Annotated in this window: 19 protein-coding genes; 7 read left to right on the top strand and 12 right to left on the bottom strand. The window is 69.8% G+C overall.

Going from position 1 to position 17,726, the window contains the following annotated elements:
* Position 1: 1 nt before the first annotated feature.
* The 7 genes from EOD42_RS22745 to EOD42_RS22720 form a co-directional block, all read right to left on the bottom strand.
* Entirely contained in the window at positions 2-511 is a 510-nt protein-coding gene (locus EOD42_RS22745) for an energy transducer TonB (RefSeq protein ID WP_206020441.1), read from the bottom strand.
* Complete coding sequence (locus EOD42_RS26210; RefSeq protein ID WP_206020440.1) at positions 459-734, bottom strand: hypothetical protein; 276 nt, start codon at positions 732-734, stop codon at positions 459-461. Before EOD42_RS26210 ends, EOD42_RS22745 begins: the two co-directional genes overlap by 53 nt.
* The gene (gene exbD, locus EOD42_RS22740; protein ID WP_127789890.1) at positions 731-1,162 is read right to left on the bottom strand and encodes a TonB system transport protein ExbD; all 432 of its coding nucleotides are present in this window, start codon (positions 1,160-1,162) and stop codon (positions 731-733) included. The genes EOD42_RS26210 and exbD overlap by 4 nt, the downstream gene beginning before the upstream one ends.
* 6 nt (positions 1,163-1,168) lie before the next feature.
* Positions 1,169-2,014: a tonB-system energizer ExbB gene (gene exbB, locus EOD42_RS22735; protein ID WP_206020439.1), complete on the bottom strand. Its 846-nt coding sequence runs from the start codon at positions 2,012-2,014 to the stop codon at positions 1,169-1,171.
* A gap of 34 nt (positions 2,015-2,048) precedes the next feature.
* Positions 2,049-2,732, bottom strand: a complete 684-nt coding sequence (locus EOD42_RS22730; RefSeq protein ID WP_127789888.1) for a Fe2+-dependent dioxygenase — start codon at positions 2,730-2,732, stop codon at positions 2,049-2,051.
* Positions 2,733-2,825: 93 nt separating this feature from the next.
* Positions 2,826-4,976: a TonB-dependent receptor gene (locus EOD42_RS22725; protein ID WP_164868080.1), complete on the bottom strand. Its 2,151-nt coding sequence runs from the start codon at positions 4,974-4,976 to the stop codon at positions 2,826-2,828.
* 151 nt (positions 4,977-5,127) lie between these two features.
* Positions 5,128-5,883 (bottom strand): tetratricopeptide repeat protein, encoded by a 756-nt coding sequence (locus EOD42_RS22720; RefSeq protein WP_206020438.1) that lies wholly within the window; start codon positions 5,881-5,883, stop codon positions 5,128-5,130.
* A gap of 151 nt (positions 5,884-6,034) precedes the next feature.
* Here EOD42_RS22720 and EOD42_RS26060 point away from each other — a divergent pair, with 151 nt between their 5' ends.
* Positions 6,035-6,187, top strand: coding sequence for a hypothetical protein (locus EOD42_RS26060; protein WP_164868079.1), 153 nt, complete (start codon positions 6,035-6,037; stop codon positions 6,185-6,187).
* Between the two features lie 82 nt (positions 6,188-6,269).
* On the opposite strand, the gene acnA is transcribed toward EOD42_RS26060, so the two are convergent.
* Entirely contained in the window at positions 6,270-8,966 is a 2,697-nt protein-coding gene (gene acnA, locus EOD42_RS22715; protein ID WP_127789886.1) for an aconitate hydratase AcnA, read from the bottom strand.
* A 192-nt stretch (positions 8,967-9,158) separates the two neighbouring features.
* On the opposite strand from acnA, the gene ccmA reads away from it, so the two are divergent.
* Entirely contained in the window at positions 9,159-9,773 is a 615-nt protein-coding gene (gene ccmA, locus EOD42_RS22710) for a heme ABC exporter ATP-binding protein CcmA (RefSeq protein WP_338069644.1), read from the top strand.
* Entirely contained in the window at positions 9,770-10,429 is a 660-nt protein-coding gene (gene ccmB / locus EOD42_RS22705) for a heme exporter protein CcmB (RefSeq protein WP_127789884.1), read from the top strand. The genes ccmA and ccmB overlap by 4 nt, the downstream gene beginning before the upstream one ends.
* A 5-nt stretch (positions 10,430-10,434) precedes the next feature.
* Here ccmB and EOD42_RS22700 read toward each other — a convergent pair whose 3' ends face one another.
* On the bottom strand, positions 10,435-10,722 hold the full coding sequence (locus tag EOD42_RS22700) for a hypothetical protein (protein ID WP_127789883.1): 288 nt from the start codon (positions 10,720-10,722) through the stop codon (positions 10,435-10,437).
* Positions 10,723-10,861: 139 nt separating this feature from the next.
* Positions 10,862-13,027, bottom strand: coding sequence for a heavy metal translocating P-type ATPase (locus tag EOD42_RS22695; protein WP_240655258.1), 2,166 nt, complete (start codon positions 13,025-13,027; stop codon positions 10,862-10,864).
* 105 nt (positions 13,028-13,132) lie between these two features.
* Between EOD42_RS22695 and EOD42_RS22690 the strand changes: the two genes are divergently transcribed.
* The gene (locus tag EOD42_RS22690) at positions 13,133-13,561 is read left to right on the top strand and encodes a MerR family transcriptional regulator (protein WP_127789882.1); all 429 of its coding nucleotides are present in this window, start codon (positions 13,133-13,135) and stop codon (positions 13,559-13,561) included.
* Here EOD42_RS22690 and EOD42_RS22685 read toward each other — a convergent pair.
* Positions 13,542-14,513 carry an NAD(P)-binding domain-containing protein gene (locus EOD42_RS22685; RefSeq protein WP_127789881.1) on the bottom strand — a complete coding sequence of 324 codons (972 nt, stop codon included), beginning with the start codon at positions 14,511-14,513 and terminating at the stop codon, positions 13,542-13,544. The two genes, EOD42_RS22690 and EOD42_RS22685, sit on opposite strands and share 20 nt — an antisense overlap.
* A 96-nt stretch (positions 14,514-14,609) precedes the next feature.
* Here EOD42_RS22685 and EOD42_RS22680 point away from each other — a divergent pair, with 96 nt between their 5' ends.
* The 3 genes from EOD42_RS22680 (at position 14,610) to EOD42_RS22670 (ending at position 17,117) form a co-directional block, all read left to right on the top strand.
* Complete coding sequence (locus tag EOD42_RS22680; protein ID WP_240655257.1) at positions 14,610-15,536, top strand: lysophospholipid acyltransferase family protein; 927 nt, start codon at positions 14,610-14,612, stop codon at positions 15,534-15,536.
* A 397-nt stretch (positions 15,537-15,933) separates the two neighbouring features.
* Positions 15,934-16,689, top strand: a complete 756-nt coding sequence (locus EOD42_RS22675; RefSeq protein WP_127789880.1) for a COG3415 family protein — start codon at positions 15,934-15,936, stop codon at positions 16,687-16,689.
* Positions 16,686-17,117, top strand: a complete 432-nt coding sequence (locus EOD42_RS22670; protein ID WP_127789879.1) for a hypothetical protein — start codon at positions 16,686-16,688, stop codon at positions 17,115-17,117. The genes EOD42_RS22675 and EOD42_RS22670 overlap by 4 nt, the downstream gene beginning before the upstream one ends.
* Here the strand turns inward: EOD42_RS22670 and EOD42_RS22665 are convergent.
* Complete coding sequence (locus EOD42_RS22665) at positions 17,107-17,718, bottom strand: hypothetical protein (protein ID WP_127789878.1); 612 nt, start codon at positions 17,716-17,718, stop codon at positions 17,107-17,109. The genes EOD42_RS22670 and EOD42_RS22665 overlap by 11 nt on opposite strands.
* Between the last annotated feature and the right edge of the window lie 8 nt (positions 17,719-17,726).

Raw genomic sequence — 17,726 nt, 5'->3', positions numbered from 1 at the left:
TTCAGCGCAGGGAGAACCTGACGGGTGCCGTCAGGGTGATCGGGTCGCCCGGAACCTCGGGCGGCGGGCTCGGCAGCGGCTCGGCGCGGCGGATCAGCTGCAGCGTCTCCGCATCCAGCTCCGAATGGCCGGAACTGCGGGCCAGGCGGACGTCCAGGACCGTCCCGTCGCGGCGCATGGTGAAGGTCACCATCACCACGCCTTCCTCTCGCCGGAAGCGGCTGCTCTCGGGATAGCGGCGATAGCGCTGCAGCCGCGCCAGCAGCTGGCCCTGCCAGTTGGGCACCGCATTCGGGTTGCCGATGGGGGCGCTGGGCTGGCCCGCCGGTGCGGCGGTGGGTGCCGTCGTTGCCGCGGAGGGCGGCGCCGGCGAGGGCTGTGCCGCAGGCGCCGCGCTCGGCTGGGCCGGGCGCGGCTGCGGGCGCGGCCTCGGGCGCGGCTCGGGCGGGCGCGGGGGCTCACGCCGGACCGGCTCGGGCGGCGGGGGCGGCGGCGGTTCCTGCTGGCGCACCGGCTCGGGCGGCGCCGGGCGCCGCGGGCTCAGGCACGCCCGCATCGGCCGGGGCTTCCAGCTCCAGCATGATGGGCTCGGCGAGCTGGATCGGCGGCGGCTCGGCCGTCAGATAGGCCACGCGCCACAGGGCCACCCCGTGCAGCGCCAGGATCAGGGCGAGCGAGGCACCCCAGCGCAGCGCGCCGCGGTTCTCCTGCTCCTCATGCCAGGTCGCGCTCATGGGCTGGCCGGGGCGCCCTCGAGGCCGACGAGCGCGATCTTGAGCCAGCCGGCGGAACGCAGCGCGTTCATCACCTCCATCAGCTCGCCATAGGGCACGCCGCTGTCGGCGCGCAGGAAGACGCGGCCGTCGCGGTTGCCGTTGAAGGCGTGTTCCAGCGCCATCGGCAGCTGCTCGCGGCTGATCACGTCATCGCCCAGATGCAGGCTGCGGTCGGCCCGCACCGTCAGGAACACGGGCCGGTCCGGCCGGGGCTGCGGCTGCGCGTTGGACACGGGCAGGTCCACGGGCACATCCACGGTGGCCAGCGGGGCCGCCACCATGAAGATGATCAGCAGCACCAGCACCACGTCGATGAAGGGGGTCACGTTGATGTCGCTGACCTCGGCGAGGTCGTCATCCCCGCCGCCACCCATCTGGAATGCCATGGCCGTTCAGTCCGCGGCCAGGGAGATGCTGCGCGCGCGCGGCGCCCGGTCCAGCTCACGCGACAGCAGGCGCATCACCTCGGTCGAGCTGTCGGCGAGCTTGGCCTTCTGCCCGGCGATGGAGCGCGTGAAGGCATTGTAGAGCACCACGGCCGGGATGGCGGCCACCAGGCCGATGGCGGTGGCCAGCAGGGCCTCCGCGATGCCGGGGGCGACCACGGCCAGGTTGGTCGTCTGGGCGCGGGAAATGCCGATGAAGCTGTTCATGATGCCCCACACCGTGCCGAACAGGCCGACGAAGGGCCCGACGGAACCGATGGTGGCCAGGATGCCGGTGCCCTTGGTCAGCCCGCGCGCCGCGCGCGCCGCGATGCGGTCGAGCACCCAGGCCGTGCGCTCCTTCACGCCGTCCTTCGGCGCGCCGTCGCCCGAGGCCCGCAGCTCCGCGATCGCCGCGCGCAGCATGGAGGCGGCCGGGCCGGTCGTCTCGGCCAGGCGGCGCTGGGCGTGATCCAGGCTTTCGGCGCTGCGCAGCGCCTGGAGGGTGGCTTCCGCGCGGCGGCCGGCGGCCGTGATCTCGACCAGCTTGGCGAGCGCGATCGTCCAGGTCAGCACCGAGGCCAGCACCAGCCCGCCCATGACCGACTGCACCACCCAATCCGCGTTCTGCACCATCGCCCAGGGCGACAGCTCATGCGGCAGGTTCTCCACCGGGATCGAGATGGGGGCCGAGGGCGGCGGCACGGCGGCGGGGGCGGCCGGGGCGGGGGGCGCCGCCGGGGACTGCGCCCAGCCGAGCGCGGGCAGCAGCGTGGTGGAGATGACGGGCAGGGCGGACAGGAAGCGTTTCATGAGCAATCTCCGGCGGCGTGCGGGGGCCTTGGCGTCAGGCATCGGCCCAGCGGCGCAGCAGGTTGTGGTAGATGGCAGTCAGCTGGATGGGGCCCTTATGGCCCTGCGGCAGATCGCCGCGCAATCCGTTAATGGTCATGTCCAGGTCAAACAGGAGGGAACGCTGCGCGTCCTCCCGCACCATGGACTGGATCCAGAAGAAGCTGGCGACGCGTGAGCCGCGGGTGATGGGTTCGACCCGGTGCAGGCTGGTCGCGGGGTACACCACGGCATGGCCGGCCGGCAGCTTCACCTTGTGGGTGCCGTAGCTGTCCTCGACCGTCAGCTCGCCGCCGTCGTAGTCGGCGGGGTCTGAGAGGAAGAGGGTGCAGGAGACATCGGTGCGCACGCGCGCCCCGGTGCCCGTGACCTGGCGGATGGCATTGTCCACATGCGCGCCGAAGGTCATGCCCGGGTCGTACCGGTTGAACAGGGGCGGGAACACCTTCAGCGGCAGCACGGAGGAGATGAACAGCGCGTTGCGTTCCAGCGCGCCCATCACGAGGTCCCGCAGGGCCGCGGCCTCGGGCGCCGATTCCGGGATCTGCAGATTGTCCTTCACCTGGGCGGACTGGTGGCCGGCCGTGACGCGGCCATCCACCCAGGGAGCGCGGGAAAGCAGCCCGCGCGCCTGCGCGAGCTGCTCCGCCGTCAGCACATCGGGAATGTGCAGCAGCATGGTCTACACCCCGCTCCGCCGGCGCCGGAGCGGCGCCGCGCGGTTCAGCGGCGTGTCAGCAAGGGCTGAGGCATGGACCATCAGGGACATGCCTCAGAACCTGGTCGACACCGACATCACCACGGTGCGGCCCGGGCCCGGGACGGTGTGCGCGGTGTAGACGGTCTCATAGGTGCGGGCGTTGGTCACGTTCAGCGCATTCACCTGGAAGCGCAGGTTGCGGAACGGGCCTTCGGTCGGCGCCCAGGCGGCGGCCAGGTCATAGCGGACATAGCTCGGCACGCGCACCGTGTTGGTGGTGTTGCCGAAGCGGCGGTCCATGTAGTTGATGCCGCCGCCCAGCTGGAAGCCGTAGGGCAGGTCATAGGTGGTCCAGAGCGAGGCGGTGTTGGGCGCCACGTTCGCGAACTCACGACCGCGCTCGGCCGCGTTGTTGGAGCGGATGATCTCCGAGTTCAGGTAGGAGTAGCTGGCATAGACGTTCCAGTTCGGCAGCGGCCGGCCCTGGATGCCGATCTCCACGCCGTCCACCCGCGTCACGCCGTCCAGCACCTGCACATTGCCCGAGGGGTCGGAGGTGCGGGCGTTGGTCTTCTCGATGCGGAAGACCGAGCCCGTCAGGCGCAGACCGTCCAGCACCTCGTAGCTGCCGCCCAGCTCAAAGGTGATGTTGCGCTCGGGCGGGGTGTTGGCGTTGTTGGCCGCCAGCGTCAGGCTCTCGGCCGAGGGGTTGAAGGAGGTGCCGGCCGCGAAATAGGTGCGGATGCGCGAGGTGGGCTGGAACACCAGCGCGGTGCGCCAGCTGAAGGCCTCATCCGTGCGCGAGAAGCGGTTGTTGGTGGTGGCCGCGCGGTTCACGTAATCGGCCTCGAAGCGGTCCCAGCGGCCGCCCAGCTGCAGCTCGAACATCTCGTTCAGGCGGATCTGGTCGACGAAATACAGCGCCAGCGTGTTCGCCACCGTGCGGATGTCGGACGCGGTGCCCCGGATGAAGGGGGTTTCGGCGTAGTAGTCCGGGTTCAGCGCGGAGGCGTTGGGCCGTCCGTTGGTGTTGGTCCCGAAGGAATAGCGCACGACCTCGGAGCTCTCACGCCCGATCTCGAAGCCCACCAGGGCGCGGTGGGTGAAGGGGCCGGTGCGCAGGTTCAGCAGGGCCTCGGTCTGGTTCACCAGGATGCTGTCATAGCCGGTGCGGACCTGCGGCTCACGCCGGATCAGCAGCTGGGACAGCGGGGTGGTCAGCGCGTTGTAGGCCGCACCCGTGCTGGTGGTGGTGGCGATGCGCGGGGCGGTCGCGTTCAGCTCACGCCAGTAGCTGCCATAGCGCGTGGTGTTGCGCAGGGTGATGGCGTCGTTCAGCTGGTGCTGGGCGCGCAGGGTCACCACATCGGTCACGGTGCGCTCGCGGTCCTGGGAGGACACGCCGTAGAAGGTGTTGCGCGGCACATTCAGCGGCCGGCCGTTGCGGTACGGCACGCCCAGGTCCGGCACGTTCTCCTCCTCCATGTGCAGGTAGGAGAGGGTGACCTGGGTGGGGCCGCCCAGGCCCCAGGTGATGGAGGGCGCGACGCCGTAGCGCGACTGATAGACATGGTCGCGGCCGGCCACGTCGATGCGGCTGCCCATGAACTGGCTGCGGACCGCGATGTTGCCGGCCTGCAGGTTGATGTCGCCCGTGGCGCGCACCCCGCCCGAGGAATAGGCCGAGAGCGTCATGTCGCCGAAATTACCCTCGCGCGCCAGGCGCGTGGTCTGGTTGATGACGCCGCCGGTGGAGCCGCGGCCGAAGCTGATGGAGGACGGGCCCTTCAGCACCTGGATGCTGTCCATGAAGAAGGGGTCGCGCGTGTACTGGCCGGCGTCGCGGATGCCGTCGATGAAGAAGTCCCCGCGCGAGGAGAAGCCGCGTAGCGTCAGGTTGTCGCCCGAGAAGCCGCCTTCGCCGGCGGCCAGCGAGATGCCGGTCACGTTGCGCAGCGCCTCGCGCACGGAGGAGACGGCCTGCTCCTGCATCAGCTCACGCGGGACGACCGAGATGGACTGCGGGGTTTCGGCGATGGTGGTCGGCAGGCGGACCACGGCGTCGGAATCGCGACGGTAGCTGGCGCGGCCCTCGCCCTGCACGTTCAGCTCGGGAACGGTCAGGTTGCCCGGGGCCGCGGGCTCGGCCGGGGTGGCGGCGGTCTGCGCCAGGGCGGGGGAAACGCCGCCGGCCAGCATGGCGAGGCCCGTCAGGCCCCCCATCAGGCCGATGGTTGGCTCGAATGATTGCGATTCTGGGCGCGGCTGCATCGTGGAATCCCCGGGGCGATGTGTCAGTGCGTTAGCTACTGCAACCAAGAATGACTCGCAATTTCATCTGCGGCAGTTTCTGGCGGTCTAAAATTACGTTTCGTTAAGCCGCGCCGTTCGCCCGCTGCCGCGCCAGGCTGGCCAGGCCGCGCAGCTCAGGTTGCGGAAAGGTGGCGAGAGCGCGCGCGGCACTGATCAGGAAGCCGGATGTGCCGCCGGCGATGGCGCGCTGGAACCAGTCGCGGGCGCCGGCGATATCGCCCGCGCGCGCCAGGGTCAGGCCATGGTTGAACTGGGCCCGGAAATCCCCGCCCTCGGCGGCGCGGGCATAAAGGGCGGCGGCCGCCTCCGGGTCGGGGGCGCAGGCCCAGCCTTCCTCCAGGAAGCGCGCCACCAGATTGGTGGCCTTGGCATGGCCCTGGGCGGCGGCCAGCCGGTACCAGTGCAGGGCCTGTTCCATGTCCTTGGCCACGCCCGCGCCGCGCGCCAGCATGTTGGCGTAATTGTACTGGGCCCAGTCCAGCCCCGTCTCCGCGGCCTGGCGATAGAGGGGAGCCGCCGTCGCGTCGTTGCGCGGGGTGCCCCAGCCGTTCTCATGGCAGCGGCCCAGCATGTTCAGGCCCTCGGCCGAGCCCGCGCGCGCGGCCGTGTCGAACCAGCGATAGGCGGCCTGCGGGTCGGGGGCGCAGCCGCGCCCGCTGAGAAGGCACTGGGCATAGGCAAGCTGGGCATCGACGAAGCCCAGCCGTGCGGCGGCCGCGAGCCAGGCGAAGGCCCGCACCGGCTCTCCGTCCAGGATCGCCGTGATCTCCTGCGGGGTCATCGCGACGATGTCGGCGTGGGTGGGCGGGCGGTCCATGGCGCGGCGCAACATATGCTGATGAGAATGAATTGCAACCCGCGTCAATTAACGACAATGCGAAGTGCTTTCGGTGAAAACCCACGAATCTGCGCTGGACAATGTGAGGGCGCTTATCTACATTCCGGTTGTCGGTTATGGAGTTTCCACGATGCTGAAAGGTGATAAGCCCGCCCGTCCCGCCAGCCAGGTGGTGATGATGACGCTGGGCGCCCTGCTGGTCGTCGCCTTCGCCGGTGTTCTGCAGGAACGCCAGGCCGTTCAGCACTATGCCGGCATGGCCATGGCCGCCCTCTTCAACTGAGGCTTTTCCAGGCCATCGGGCAAAAAACAACCCCGCCGGATCGCTCCGGCGGGGTTTTGCATTTCCGGGCTGTGGAAGGGGCTTACGCCGCCTTCGCCATGCCGCGCAGCACGTAGTTCAGGATGCCGCCGTTCTTGTAGTACTCAACCTCGTCGGCGGTATCGACGCGGCACATGCACTGGGTCTTCACCGTGCTGCCGTCGGGGCGGGTGAAGGTCACGTCCATCATCATGCGCGGGGAGAGTTCCTCGACGCCCGCGATGTCCACCGTCTCCTCGCCGGTCAGGCCCAGGGTCTGGCGGCTTTCGCCTTCCTTGAACACCAGCGGCAGCACGCCCATGCCCACCAGGTTGGAGCGGTGGATGCGCTCGAAGGACTCGGTGATGACCGCCTTCACGCCCAGCAGGAAGGTGCCCTTGGCCGCCCAGTCGCGCGAGGAACCGGTGCCGTATTCCTTGCCGCCCACGACCACCAGGGGCACGCCCTCGTTCTTGTAGCGCATCGCGACGTCATAGATCGGCATCACGTCGCCCGAGGGGAAGTGCTTGGACATGCCGCCTTCCACACCCTTCAGCATCTCGTTCTTGATGCGGATGTTGGCGAAGGTGCCGCGCATCATGACTTCATGGTTGCCGCGGCGCGCGCCGTAGCTGTTGAAGTCGTTCTGCCGCACTTGATGTTCCAGCAGGTATTCGCCGGCCGGGCTGACCTTGCGGATGTTGCCGGCGGGAGAGATGTGGTCGGTGGTGATGCTGTCGCCCAGCACCGCCATGATGCGCGCGCCCTTGATGGAGGAGACCGGGGCCGGCTCCATCGTCATGCCCTCGAAATAGGGCGGGTTCTGTACATAGGTGGAGCCCGAGTTCCAGCGATAGGTGTCGCTGTCGGCCGCCACGTTGATGGCCTGCCACTGCGCCGGGCCCTTGAACACGTCGGCATAGCGTTCGACGAACATCTGGCGCGTGAGCACGGCATGCACCGTGTCCTGCACTTCCTTGGTGCTGGGCCAGATGTCCTTCAGGAACACGGGCTGGCCGTCGCTGCCGGTGCCGATCGGCTCCTTCGTCAGGTCCTTCCGCGTGGTGCCGGCCAGCGCATAGGCCACCACCAGCGGCGGCGAGGCCAGGTAGTTGGCGCGCACATTGGCATGCACGCGGCCCTCGAAGTTGCGGTTGCCCGACAGCACGGCCGAGACCACCAGCTTGTTGGCCTCCACGGCGTCCACGATGTGGTCGTCCAGCGGGCCGGAGTTGCCGATGCAGGTGGTGCAGCCGTAGCCCACGGTCTGGAAGCCGATGGCGTCCAGGTCCTGCGACAGGCCGGACTTGTTCAGATAGTCGGTCACCACCTGGGAGCCCGGCGCGAGCGAGGTCTTGACCCAGGGCTTGGGCATCAGGCCCTTCGCGCGCGCCTTGCGCGCCACCAGCCCCGCGGCCACCAGCACATAGGGGTTGGAGGTGTTGGTGCAGGAGGTGATTGCCGCGATCACCACGTCGCCATGGCCGAGGTCATGGTTGGCACCCGCCACCGGCACGCGCAGGTTCGGCTGGTCGCCCGGCACGCCCATGACGCCGGCGGCCAGGTCCTTCTCGAAGCCCTGCGCCACGCCCGAGAGCAGCACGCGGTCCTGCGGGCGCTTCGGGCCCGCGAGCGACGGCTCGACCGTCGAGAGGTCGAGTTCCAGCGTGTCGGTGAAGACCGGGTCGGGGGTGGTGGCATCGCGCCACATGCCCTGCGCCTTGGCATAGGACTCGACCAGCCTGATGCGGTGCTCGTCGCGGCCGGACAGGTGCAGGTAGTCGATGGTGACGCTGTCGACCGGGAAGAAGCCGCAGGTCGCGCCGTATTCGGGCGCCATGTTCGCGATGGTGGCACGGTCGGCCAGCGCCATCTCGCCCAGGCCCGGGCCGAAGAATTCCACGAACTTGCCGACCACGCCCTTCTTGCGCAGCATCTGGGTCACGGTCAGCACCAGGTCGGTGGCGGTGACACCCTCGCGCAGCTTGCCGGTCAGGCGGAAGCCGATCACGTCGGGGATCAGCATGGCGATGGGCTGGCCCAGCATGGCGGCCTCGGCCTCGATGCCGCCCACGCCCCAGCCCAGCACGCCCAGGCCGTTCACCATGGTGGTGTGGCTGTCCGTGCCGTAGCAGCTGTCGGGGTAGACATACACATCGCCCGCATCGGTGTTGGTCCAGGCCACCTGCGCCAGGTATTCCAGGTTCACCTGGTGGCAGATGCCCGTGCCCGGCGGCACGACGCGGAAGTTGGAGAAGGCCGACTGGCCCCAGCGCAGGAACTCATAGCGTTCGCCGTTGCGCTCGAACTCGATGTCCACGTTCTTCTGCAGCGCGTCCGGCGTGCCCGAGACATCCACCATCACCGAGTGGTCGATCACGAGGTCGACGGGCACCAGCGGGTTCACCTTGCGGGGGTCGCTGCCGAGCTGGATGATGCCGTCGCGCATCGCGGCGAGGTCCACCACGCCGGGAACGCCCGTGAAGTCCTGCATCAGGATGCGGGCGGGGCGGAACGGGACTTCCTTGCTGGACTTGCCCTCGACCAGCCACTCGGCGATCGACTTGGCGTCCGTCACGGTATAGCTGCGGCCGTCCTCGAAGCGCAGCACGTTCTCGAGCAGGACCTTGAGCGAGTAGGGGAGGCGGCTGATGTCGCCGATGCTCTTGGCCGCCTCGGGAAGCGAGAAATAGCGATAGTCCTTGCCGTCCACCGTGAGGGTGGAGGCGGTCTTGAGACTGTCCTGACCGATCATGCGCATGGTCGCTGATACTCCTCCTTGCCGGTTGTGAACTTAGGCAGCCATCGGGCTTTCGTCCATTGGCGGGCCCATGGGGAATTTGCGGCTGTCAACTGTAAACAGATGCGAATCGTCGCAAATCGCCGGTTTTTCCATGCCCCGCCCGGCGCCGGGCTTCGCAGGCGCGGCGGGACGCGGCAAACAGGGGGCGGGGTGGCCAACTCTCGTGGGGTGTGCGTGCTGGAAACCATCGACCTGGCCTGCTGGCGTGGTGAGCGCGCGGTCTTCGCGGGCGTGGGGCTTGCCGTGAAGCCGGGCGACGCGGTGCTGTTGCTCGGCCGCAACGGCGCGGGCAAGTCCAGCCTGCTGCGGGTGCTGGCGGGGCTGCTGGCCCCGGCGGCGGGCCATATCGCCTGGCAGGGCAGGGATGTGCGCGAGGACCCGGCCGCCCATGCGCGCCGCCTGCGCTATCTCGGCCATCTGGACGCGCTGAAGCCCGCCCTGACCGTGCGGGAGAATCTCGCCTTTCACGCCGCGCTGACAGGGGGCGAGGTCGCGCCCGCGCTGGAGGCGCTGGGTTTGTCCGCGCTGGCGGAACTGCCCGGGCGCATGCTCTCGGCCGGGCAGCGCCGCAGGCTCGCGCTCGCGCGCCTGGCGCTTTCGCCCGCCGAGATCTGGCTGCTGGACGAACCCACGCTGGGGCTCGATGCCGCGAGCGTGGAGCGGCTGGGGGACCTGCTGGCCGCGCATCGCGCGCGCGGCGGCATGGTGGTGGCCGCCACCCATCTGCCCCTGCCGCTGCCGGGCGCCGGGGAGTTCCGGCTGTGAGGGCCTTCCTGGCCGTGCTGGGCCGCGAATTGCGGCTGGCCCTGCGGCATCCGGCCGATGCTCTGGCGGCGGTGCTGTTCTTTCTGCTGGTGGCGGCGCTGTTCCCCTTCGGCGTCGGCCCCGCGCCCGAAACCCTGTCGCGGCTGGCGCCCGGCGCGCTCGTCGCCTCCGCCCTTCTCGCCGCGCTGCTGCCGCTCGACCGCATGTGGGGCGCGGAGGCGGAGGACGGCTCGCTCGACCTGCTGCTTCTGTCGGGGCTGCACCCGGCGCTGATCGCGCTGGCCAAGGCGGCGGGGCATTGGCTGACCACCGGCCTGCCGCTGATCCTGGCGACCCCCATCGCCGCCGCCATGCTCAACCTGCCGACCGAGGCCTGGGGGGTGGCGATGCTGGCGCTGGCGCTGGCCTCGCTGGTGCTGTCGCTGCTGGGCACGGCGGGGGCGGCGCTGACGCTGGGCGCCCGGCGCGGCGGCGTGCTGCTGCCGCTGCTGGTGCTGCCCCTGGCCATCCCCGCCGTGATCTTTGGCGCCGCCGCCATCGAGGCCGCGGGCACCGAGGCCAATGCGCGCCCGATGCTGCTGCTGCTGGGCGCGCTGGCGGCGCTCGCCCTGCCGCTGGCCCCCCTCGCCGCGGGGGCCGCCCTGCGGGGCGAGTAAGGGGCTCAGTGCCCGTAGTTCAGGATCGGCCGGCCGGCGTCGTTGTCGGCCACCTGGGGCGTGTGGCTGTGCCCCAGCGTGCCCTGGCCCGGCCCCGCATAGGCCACCCCCGGTTCCTGCGCGCCGCCGCCCAGGCTCGCGGGGCCGTTGCGCACGGCGCTGTCCCGCGCGGTCTCGGGGCGGTGGATGTTGGGGATGCCGCCTGCCTCGGTCGAATCGACATGCAGGGGGGCATTGCCCTGCCGGCCATCCGGCACCAGGCGAATATCGGCCGCCATGGCGGAAGCAGACATCAGAGTAACGGCTACAAGAGTGATACGAAGCATCGGTTAATTCCTTCTCGTCGTGTGACGAGATACTGATGCCATGGCTGCTCGATTACTGAGTGTCCGCTCGATGACAAAGAATGTCGGGCGGGTGCCCGACCCCGTATCAATCCCGCGCGAAGCCCGGCTTCCACCCGAGCAGGCGCAGCGCGTTGAGGGTGACGAGCACCGTGGCGCCGGTATCGGCCATGATGGCGGGCCACAGCCCCGTCACGCCGATCAGCGTCGTGACCAGGAACACGCCCTTCAGCCCGACGGCGACGGCCACGTTCTGCTTCACATTGGCCATGGTGGCGCGCGAGAGGCTGACCAGCTCCGCCACCCCCGTCACGCGGTCCTTCAGCACGGCGGCATCGGCGGTTTCCAGCGCGACATCGGTGCCCCCGCCCATGGCCACCCCCACGCTGGCGGCGGCCAGGGCAGGGGCGTCGTTGATGCCGTCACCCACCATGATGACGTCGCCCGCCGCGCGCAGCGCCGCGATCTCGCGCAGCTTGTCGTCGGGCAACAGCTCGGCCTTCACCTCCATGCCCAGCGAAGCCGCGATGGCGGCACCGGTGCGCGCATTGTCGCCCGTCAGCATGACGGACCGCACGCCCAGCCCCTTCAGCACGGCGATGCCCGAGGCCGCATCGGCGCGCGGTTCGTCGCGCATCGCGATCAGCCCCAGCGGGCGGCGGTCCGACAGGATCAGCACGCTGGTCTTGCCCTCGCCTTCCAGCCGGGTGGCGGCCTCGGCCAGCGGGCCCAGAACGGCCCCCTGTTCGGCCGCATGCCGGGGTGAACCCACCGAGACGCGCGCGCCCCCGATGCTGGCCGCCACGGCCTTGCCGGCGATGGCGGCCTGCGCGGTGGCGGCGGGAAGGGCCAGGCCACGCGCCTCGGCCTCGGCCATGATCGCCTTGGCCAGCGGATGAGAGGAGCCGCTTTCCACGGCGGCGGCCTGGGCCAGCAGCACCGCCTCCTCCTCGCCCTCGGCTGCGATGACGTCGGTCACGCGCGGGCGGCCCGCGGTCAATGTGCCGGTCTTGTCGAAGGCCACGGTGGTGGCGGCCCCGATCGTCTCCAGCGCGGCACCCCCCTTCACCAGCAGCCCCCGCCGCGCCCCGGCCGAGAGGCCGGAGGCCATCGCCGCCGGCACCGAGATCACGAGCGCGCAGGGGCAGGCGATGAGCAGCACGGCCAGGCCGCGATACAGGCTGGTCCACCAGTCCCAGCCGAGTGCCACGGGCGGCACCAGGATCACCAGCGCCGAGACCGCCATCGCCCCCGGCGTCCACCAGGTGGAGAAGCGTTCGATGAAGCGCTGGGTCGGCGCGCGGGAGGCCGTGGCGTCCTCCACCATGCGGATGATGCGGGCGATGGTGTTGTCGGCGGCGGCCCGTGTCACACGGATGCGCAGCGCGCCGTCGGTGTTGATGCTGCCGGCCACCACGGCATCGCCCACCCCGCGCGTGACGGGAACGCTCTCACCCGTCACGGGGCTTTCGTCCAGGCCCGAATGCCCTTCCAGGATGATGCCGTCGCAGGGCACCCGGTCACCGGGGCGGACCAGCACCTGGTTGTCCACCGCCAGGCGCTCGGCCGGAATCTCGACCGTGCTGCCGTCGCCCTGCAGGCGCAGGGCGGTGCGCGGCATCAGCGAGGCGAGCGCGCGGATGCCCTCGCGCGCGCGGCCGGCGGCCACGTTCTCCAGCAGCTCACCCAGGGCGAACAGCAGCACGACGACGGCCGCTTCCTCGGCCGCGCCGATCACGGCGGCGCCGATGGCGGCGGTACACATCAGGGTCTCGATCGAGAACGGGCTGCCGGCGCGGGCCAGGGCCAGGGCGCGCCGCCCGAACGGGATCAGCGCGACCAGGGTGGCCGCCAGGAACAGCGCGTAGCTGACCTGGTGCGGCAGCACGAGCGACAGGCCATAGGCGCCCAGCACCAGCGCGCCCAGCAGCCAGACCAGCCGCGCCTTGGCGGTGTTCCACCAGGGCTTGCCGGCATCCCCCGGCGCGTCGTGGCTGTGCTCGCCGCCGGGGCCGGAATGGGCGTGGGGCGCCGCCTCAGCGCCGACCTTGTAGCCCAGCGCCTCCACCTGGCGGATCACGGCCTCAGGCCGCGTGCGGTCGGTGTCCAGCGCGAGGGAGAGCTTCTCGGTCATCAGGTTCACCTGCACCTCGGAGACGCCGGGCAGGCGCTCCACGGCCTTGGTCACCTTGGCCACGCAGGCGGCGCAGTCCATCCCGCCCACCTGCCATTCCAGCTTCTCATGCCGTCCCATGACCGTCGCTCCTTCAGTCTCGTCCCCCCTGTTATGGGCCCTCTAGCGACTGGAGGTTCAAGGCCCCATTTGTGTCAAAGCATGTACGGTCGGCAGGAGCGGGACATGACCTATTCGATCGGCGAGCTGTCGCGGCTGACCGGCGTGAAGCCCACGACGATCAGATGGTATGAGAGCGAGGGCTGGCTGCATGCGGCGGAACGCAGCGAGGGTGGGCACCGCCTGTATTCCGACGCCCATCTGGGCCGGCTGACCTTCATCCGCCACGCGCGCGAACTGGGTTTCGAGAGCGAGGCGATCCGCGCGCTGCTGCGGCTGGCGGGGCGGCCCGACGCGGATTGCGGGGAAGCCCATGCCCTGGCCTCGGCCCAGGTGCGGGAGATCGACGCGCGCATCGAGAGGCTGGCATCGCTGCGGGCGGAGCTGGCACGGATCGCCGGCCACTGCCTGGGCGGCACGGTGGGCGAATGCCGGATCATCGAGGCGCTGGCCGAGCCGGCGGCCCGGCTGACGCCTATGCCGCGTGGCGCCTGAGCACGCCGCGCACCGCGTCCTCGCCCAGCGCCAGCAGCGAGGGGTTGGCGCGCAGGCTGCGCCCGGCGAAGACCTCCAGCATGCGCAGCGCGGCCTCGGCCATCGGCACCTTTACCCGGCCCGCGACGCCGAGCGTGACCAGGAAGGACAGTGCGAGGCCGCCCTGGCCCAGGGCGCGCTCGGGCTCCATGGGCGGCATGCCGCCGATCTCGTCGAAATACAGGCCCGAATCGGGCAGGCCGAGGCCGAAGCGCGCGGCCAGCGCATCGCGTTCCCGCGCGAATTCCCGCAGCAGCCGGAAAGCGGCCTGCGGGTTGCCGGGCGGGGCCAGCAGCTGCGCCGCGTCACCCAGCCCCGACATGTCGGCGAGCGACGCCGACAGCATGCCCTCCATCGGGCGCACGCGGATGCCGAACAGGGCCTCCGCCAGGTTGGTGAGGCGGGGGATCTCCGCATCGGCACCGAGCCACAGGCGCTGGCGCAACGCGCCCAGCCACAGCCGCCCGTCCGGCAGGCGGCGGGCGGCGACCGGGGGCGCCACCAGCCCGCCGACCGCGGCCGAGACGCCGCGCGGCCCCAGCAGGCGCGCCAGCAACAGCGGGCTGAGGGAGGCAGCCGGCGCCACCAGCACGCCCGGCGCGCCGGTCAGCACGCGGGCCAGCCGTTCCAGCAGCGTGGTCTGGGCATGGCCGGGCACGGCCAGGAATACGGCATCCACCCCTTCGAGCGCGCGGCCCAGATCGGCCGAGACCCGCACCGGAAACTGGCCGGAAATCAACCCGTTCAGCGTGACGCTGGCGCCGATGTGGCGCGTGCCGCCGCCGCGCGGGGAATAGAGCGTGACGTCATGCCCCCGGCTGGCGGCCAGCGCGGCGGAGGCCGTGCCGACCGGGCCCGCCCCCAGCACGGCCAGCCGAAGCGGCTTGCCCGTACCCTTGCCTGTCTCCGCCATGCCGCTGCTCCGTCACACATGCTTCAAGGGGATGTCATTGCAGCGTCTTCATCCGCGCGCTACCGCAACCCTCACAGCCTCAGATAGCATCCCCCGATGATTCAGGCACGCGCCACCGCCCCAGAGACCAAGCAGCCCCGCCGGGTGCTGCGCAACGGACCGCTCCGCTTCAGGCCGCGCGTGCCTGGTGCCGCGCGCTGGGGCGCGGTGATGGAGGACCGTCCGCTGGGCGGGCGGGGCAGGGCGCTGCGCCGCCTGGCGACCGTCCTGCTCTGGACCGCGCTGTGCGTGCCGCTGCAGGCGCTGCTGCTGCTGTTCCCCGGACGGGCCAAGGCGCGCTTTCCCATGGCCTATTGGCGGGGCATGTGCTGGCTGATCGGGTTGAAGCTGCAGGTGGTGGGCCGGCCGGCCGGGCATGACGGCACGCTGTATGTGTCCAACCATACCTCGTGGCTCGACATCCTGGTGCTGGGGGCGGTGCTGGAGACGCGCTTCGTCTCCAAGGCGGATGTGGCCAGCTGGCCGGGCATCGGCGTGGTGGCGAAGCTGGGGCGCACCCTGTTCGTCAGCCGCAGCCGCACCGGCACGGGCCGCGAGAGCAACGAGATCTCGGCCACGCTGAAGGGCGGGGACAGCGTGATGCTGTTTCCCGAGGGCACGACGAGCGACGGCACCCGGGTGCTGCCTTTCCGTTCTTCCTTCCTGTCGGTGGCTTCCGAGGCGAAGCAGGTGCAGCCCACCACGGTGGTGTATGACCGCATGGGCGGCCTGCCGGCCTGCCGGCGCGACCGGCCGGTCTTTGCCTGGTACGGCGACATGGAGACGCTGAGCCACGCCTGGTATCTGCTGCGCCACACGGGCACGCGGGCGACGGTGGTGTTCCATGAGGCCTTCGCGCCCGAGACGCTGCCGAACCGTAAGGTCATGGCCTCCGAGATCGGGCGGATCGTGTCGATCAGCGCGGCGCAGTTGCGGCAGAACCGGCCGGTGGAGGCGCTGGCCGCACCGGCGCGCCGCGGGTAGCCTTTTCACGCCGGGCCGGGGCGCGTTATATCGGCCCCACCGCGGGACAGGTGGCCGAGCGGTTTAAGGCACCGGTCTTGAAAACCGCTGCTTTCTCCTCCGGAATTTCCTCCATTTTCTACCTAAGTCGTTGAAAACGCTGCCTAAGCCGATTTTCGGCGGTGGAGGAATAGACGGCATGGGCGGCATTTGAGGCCCTAGCGATCGGCACAAAAACCGGCACACCCGGCACAAAAGTCGGCACAGTCGGAACAGGCAAATCCTCCGAAAATGTGCTGTCATTTCCTCCATTGATGGAGGATAAGGGCGCGTCACTGAAGTGAGGCGCCATGTCCTTCATCCTGTCTCCGCCGAGCTCCCTGGGGTGGGTTTCGGCTCCGTGAAGCGACGCACGACCATGACCCCAGAACTCCGGGAAGAGATCTGCCGGCTGCACGGCGCCGGCGTGTCGCCAACCGAAATTGCCATCGGCCTGGGTTACTACAGGCGAGGTGTCTTCGCGGTCCTGGCCGCCGCCCGGACCGCGGGCGATGCTCGGGCAGCCGGTCGGATCGTCACCGCCGCCGATCGCGAACAGGTGCTGGCTCTGGTGGCCGCGGGCAAGCTCTACCGGGAGGCCGCCGAGATCTCGGGGCTGTCCGAGGCCTCTGTTCACCGCATCCTGAAGGCAGCGCGGGCCGAGGGCGACCGGCGCGCGGCCGGCCCTAGATCGCATGTGACGCCGGCGATCCGTGACGCGATATGCTCGGCCCGGGCCGCCGGCAGAACCTGTGCTGCCATCGCCCGGGCGTTCGACATCAGCGAGCGGGCCGTCAGGCGCGCCCTCGCCCGGGCGCGTTCGGAGGGCGATAGCCGTGCCGAGGCAGCGCCCCGGGCCGCCGGCATCTCGGATCTGGTCTGCGACCTCTACCGGGCAGGGCGCAGCTACGCCGATATCGAGGCCGCTACGAACCTGCCGGAGACTACCATCTCCGGTATCCTCCACCGCGCGAGGAAGGCCGGCGACCCGCGCGCCAAGCCCCGAGGGCCGACAGCAGCCCAGCGCCAGGCGTCGAGCAACCGGATCCGCAATGCCTGGTACCGGCCGAGCCGCATGGCATTCCAGCGGCTGGACAACATCACCATGGACGACATCGAGGAGCTGCTGCCGTGACCGACGACAACATTGTCTCCTTCGCGGCCTTCCAACTGCGAATGGACCGGCGCCACCACCGGCCGGAATCAGCGTGCGAGCACAGGCGGATGACCATCGACGGTAAGCTCGGCACCTTGGAATGCGACGACTGCAATCGAAGCGTCTCCCCCTTTGCCGCACTCCTGACGATGGCGGAGGGCCGCCAGAAGGAGGAGGGAGCGCTAGCCAAGCTCCGGGCGCGAATGGTGGCGATCCGGAATCTGACGGCCCGCTACAAGCCGCATCTTCGCGCGGCGAAGGAGCTTGAGTCTGTCTGGCGGGGTGGAAAGATGCGGCCATGCTGCCCGAATTGCCGCCTTGGTCTGCGGGCCGAGGACTTCCTGGCGGGCACGTCTCGCGTCAGCATCGAGTATGACGACGCCCAGCGCGCCAAGTCTAAGCGATAGAGCGCTTTCTTCTTGGCGAGCGTTCTATGCAGGGTAGAAGATAATTTAGCAGTGCGGGGCGCAACAACGGGCCGAAGGTTTCCGTGGCTTCCTTCATCGCAGCAGTGATCTGGAGATCGGGTTTGTCCCCTTTCAAGGCATCTATTGCGGCCTCCCATTCTGCACGGCGTGCCGTGTGCTCAGGATCCGGATACATCTTATTGGCAGGATGATCGAAATAGAGCTGGCGGTTTGCGTCCACCAGCGTGCGGTAGATGGCGATAAGGTCTCGAAGGGCCTCCGTGAGCTGGCTGCCGAAGTGAAATTCCGCGAGAGTTGTTGCTTGGCGAAGCTTTTTGATGAGTTCATCCGCTTCTTGCAGCCTGTTCGTGGAGGTTTGCCAGGGCGACGGTGAGAAACCGTTTGGGTGAATGCGCGCTGCGTCTAAATCGTCCGCGCGTGATTGGCGCACATTTCGCAGACCGTTGGCCGCTGCATCCGCCGCGATGAGCAGTTGTTCGGCAACCTCATATCGCCGTTTGGCTACCAACTGGCAGCGCCACCAAGCGACAGCCAAAGCGCCTGAAATCAGAAAAGCGCCGAGGTTGAGCAGCAATGCCATAAGACCAT

Origin of the sequence: Rhodovarius crocodyli, assembly GCF_004005855.1 — a bacterium.
In the GTDB taxonomy this organism is placed as follows: domain Bacteria; phylum Pseudomonadota; class Alphaproteobacteria; order Acetobacterales; family Acetobacteraceae; genus Rhodovarius; species Rhodovarius crocodyli.
Note: the sequence above shows the minus strand (reverse complement) of the source record. Positions and strands in the feature narration are given on the sequence as shown.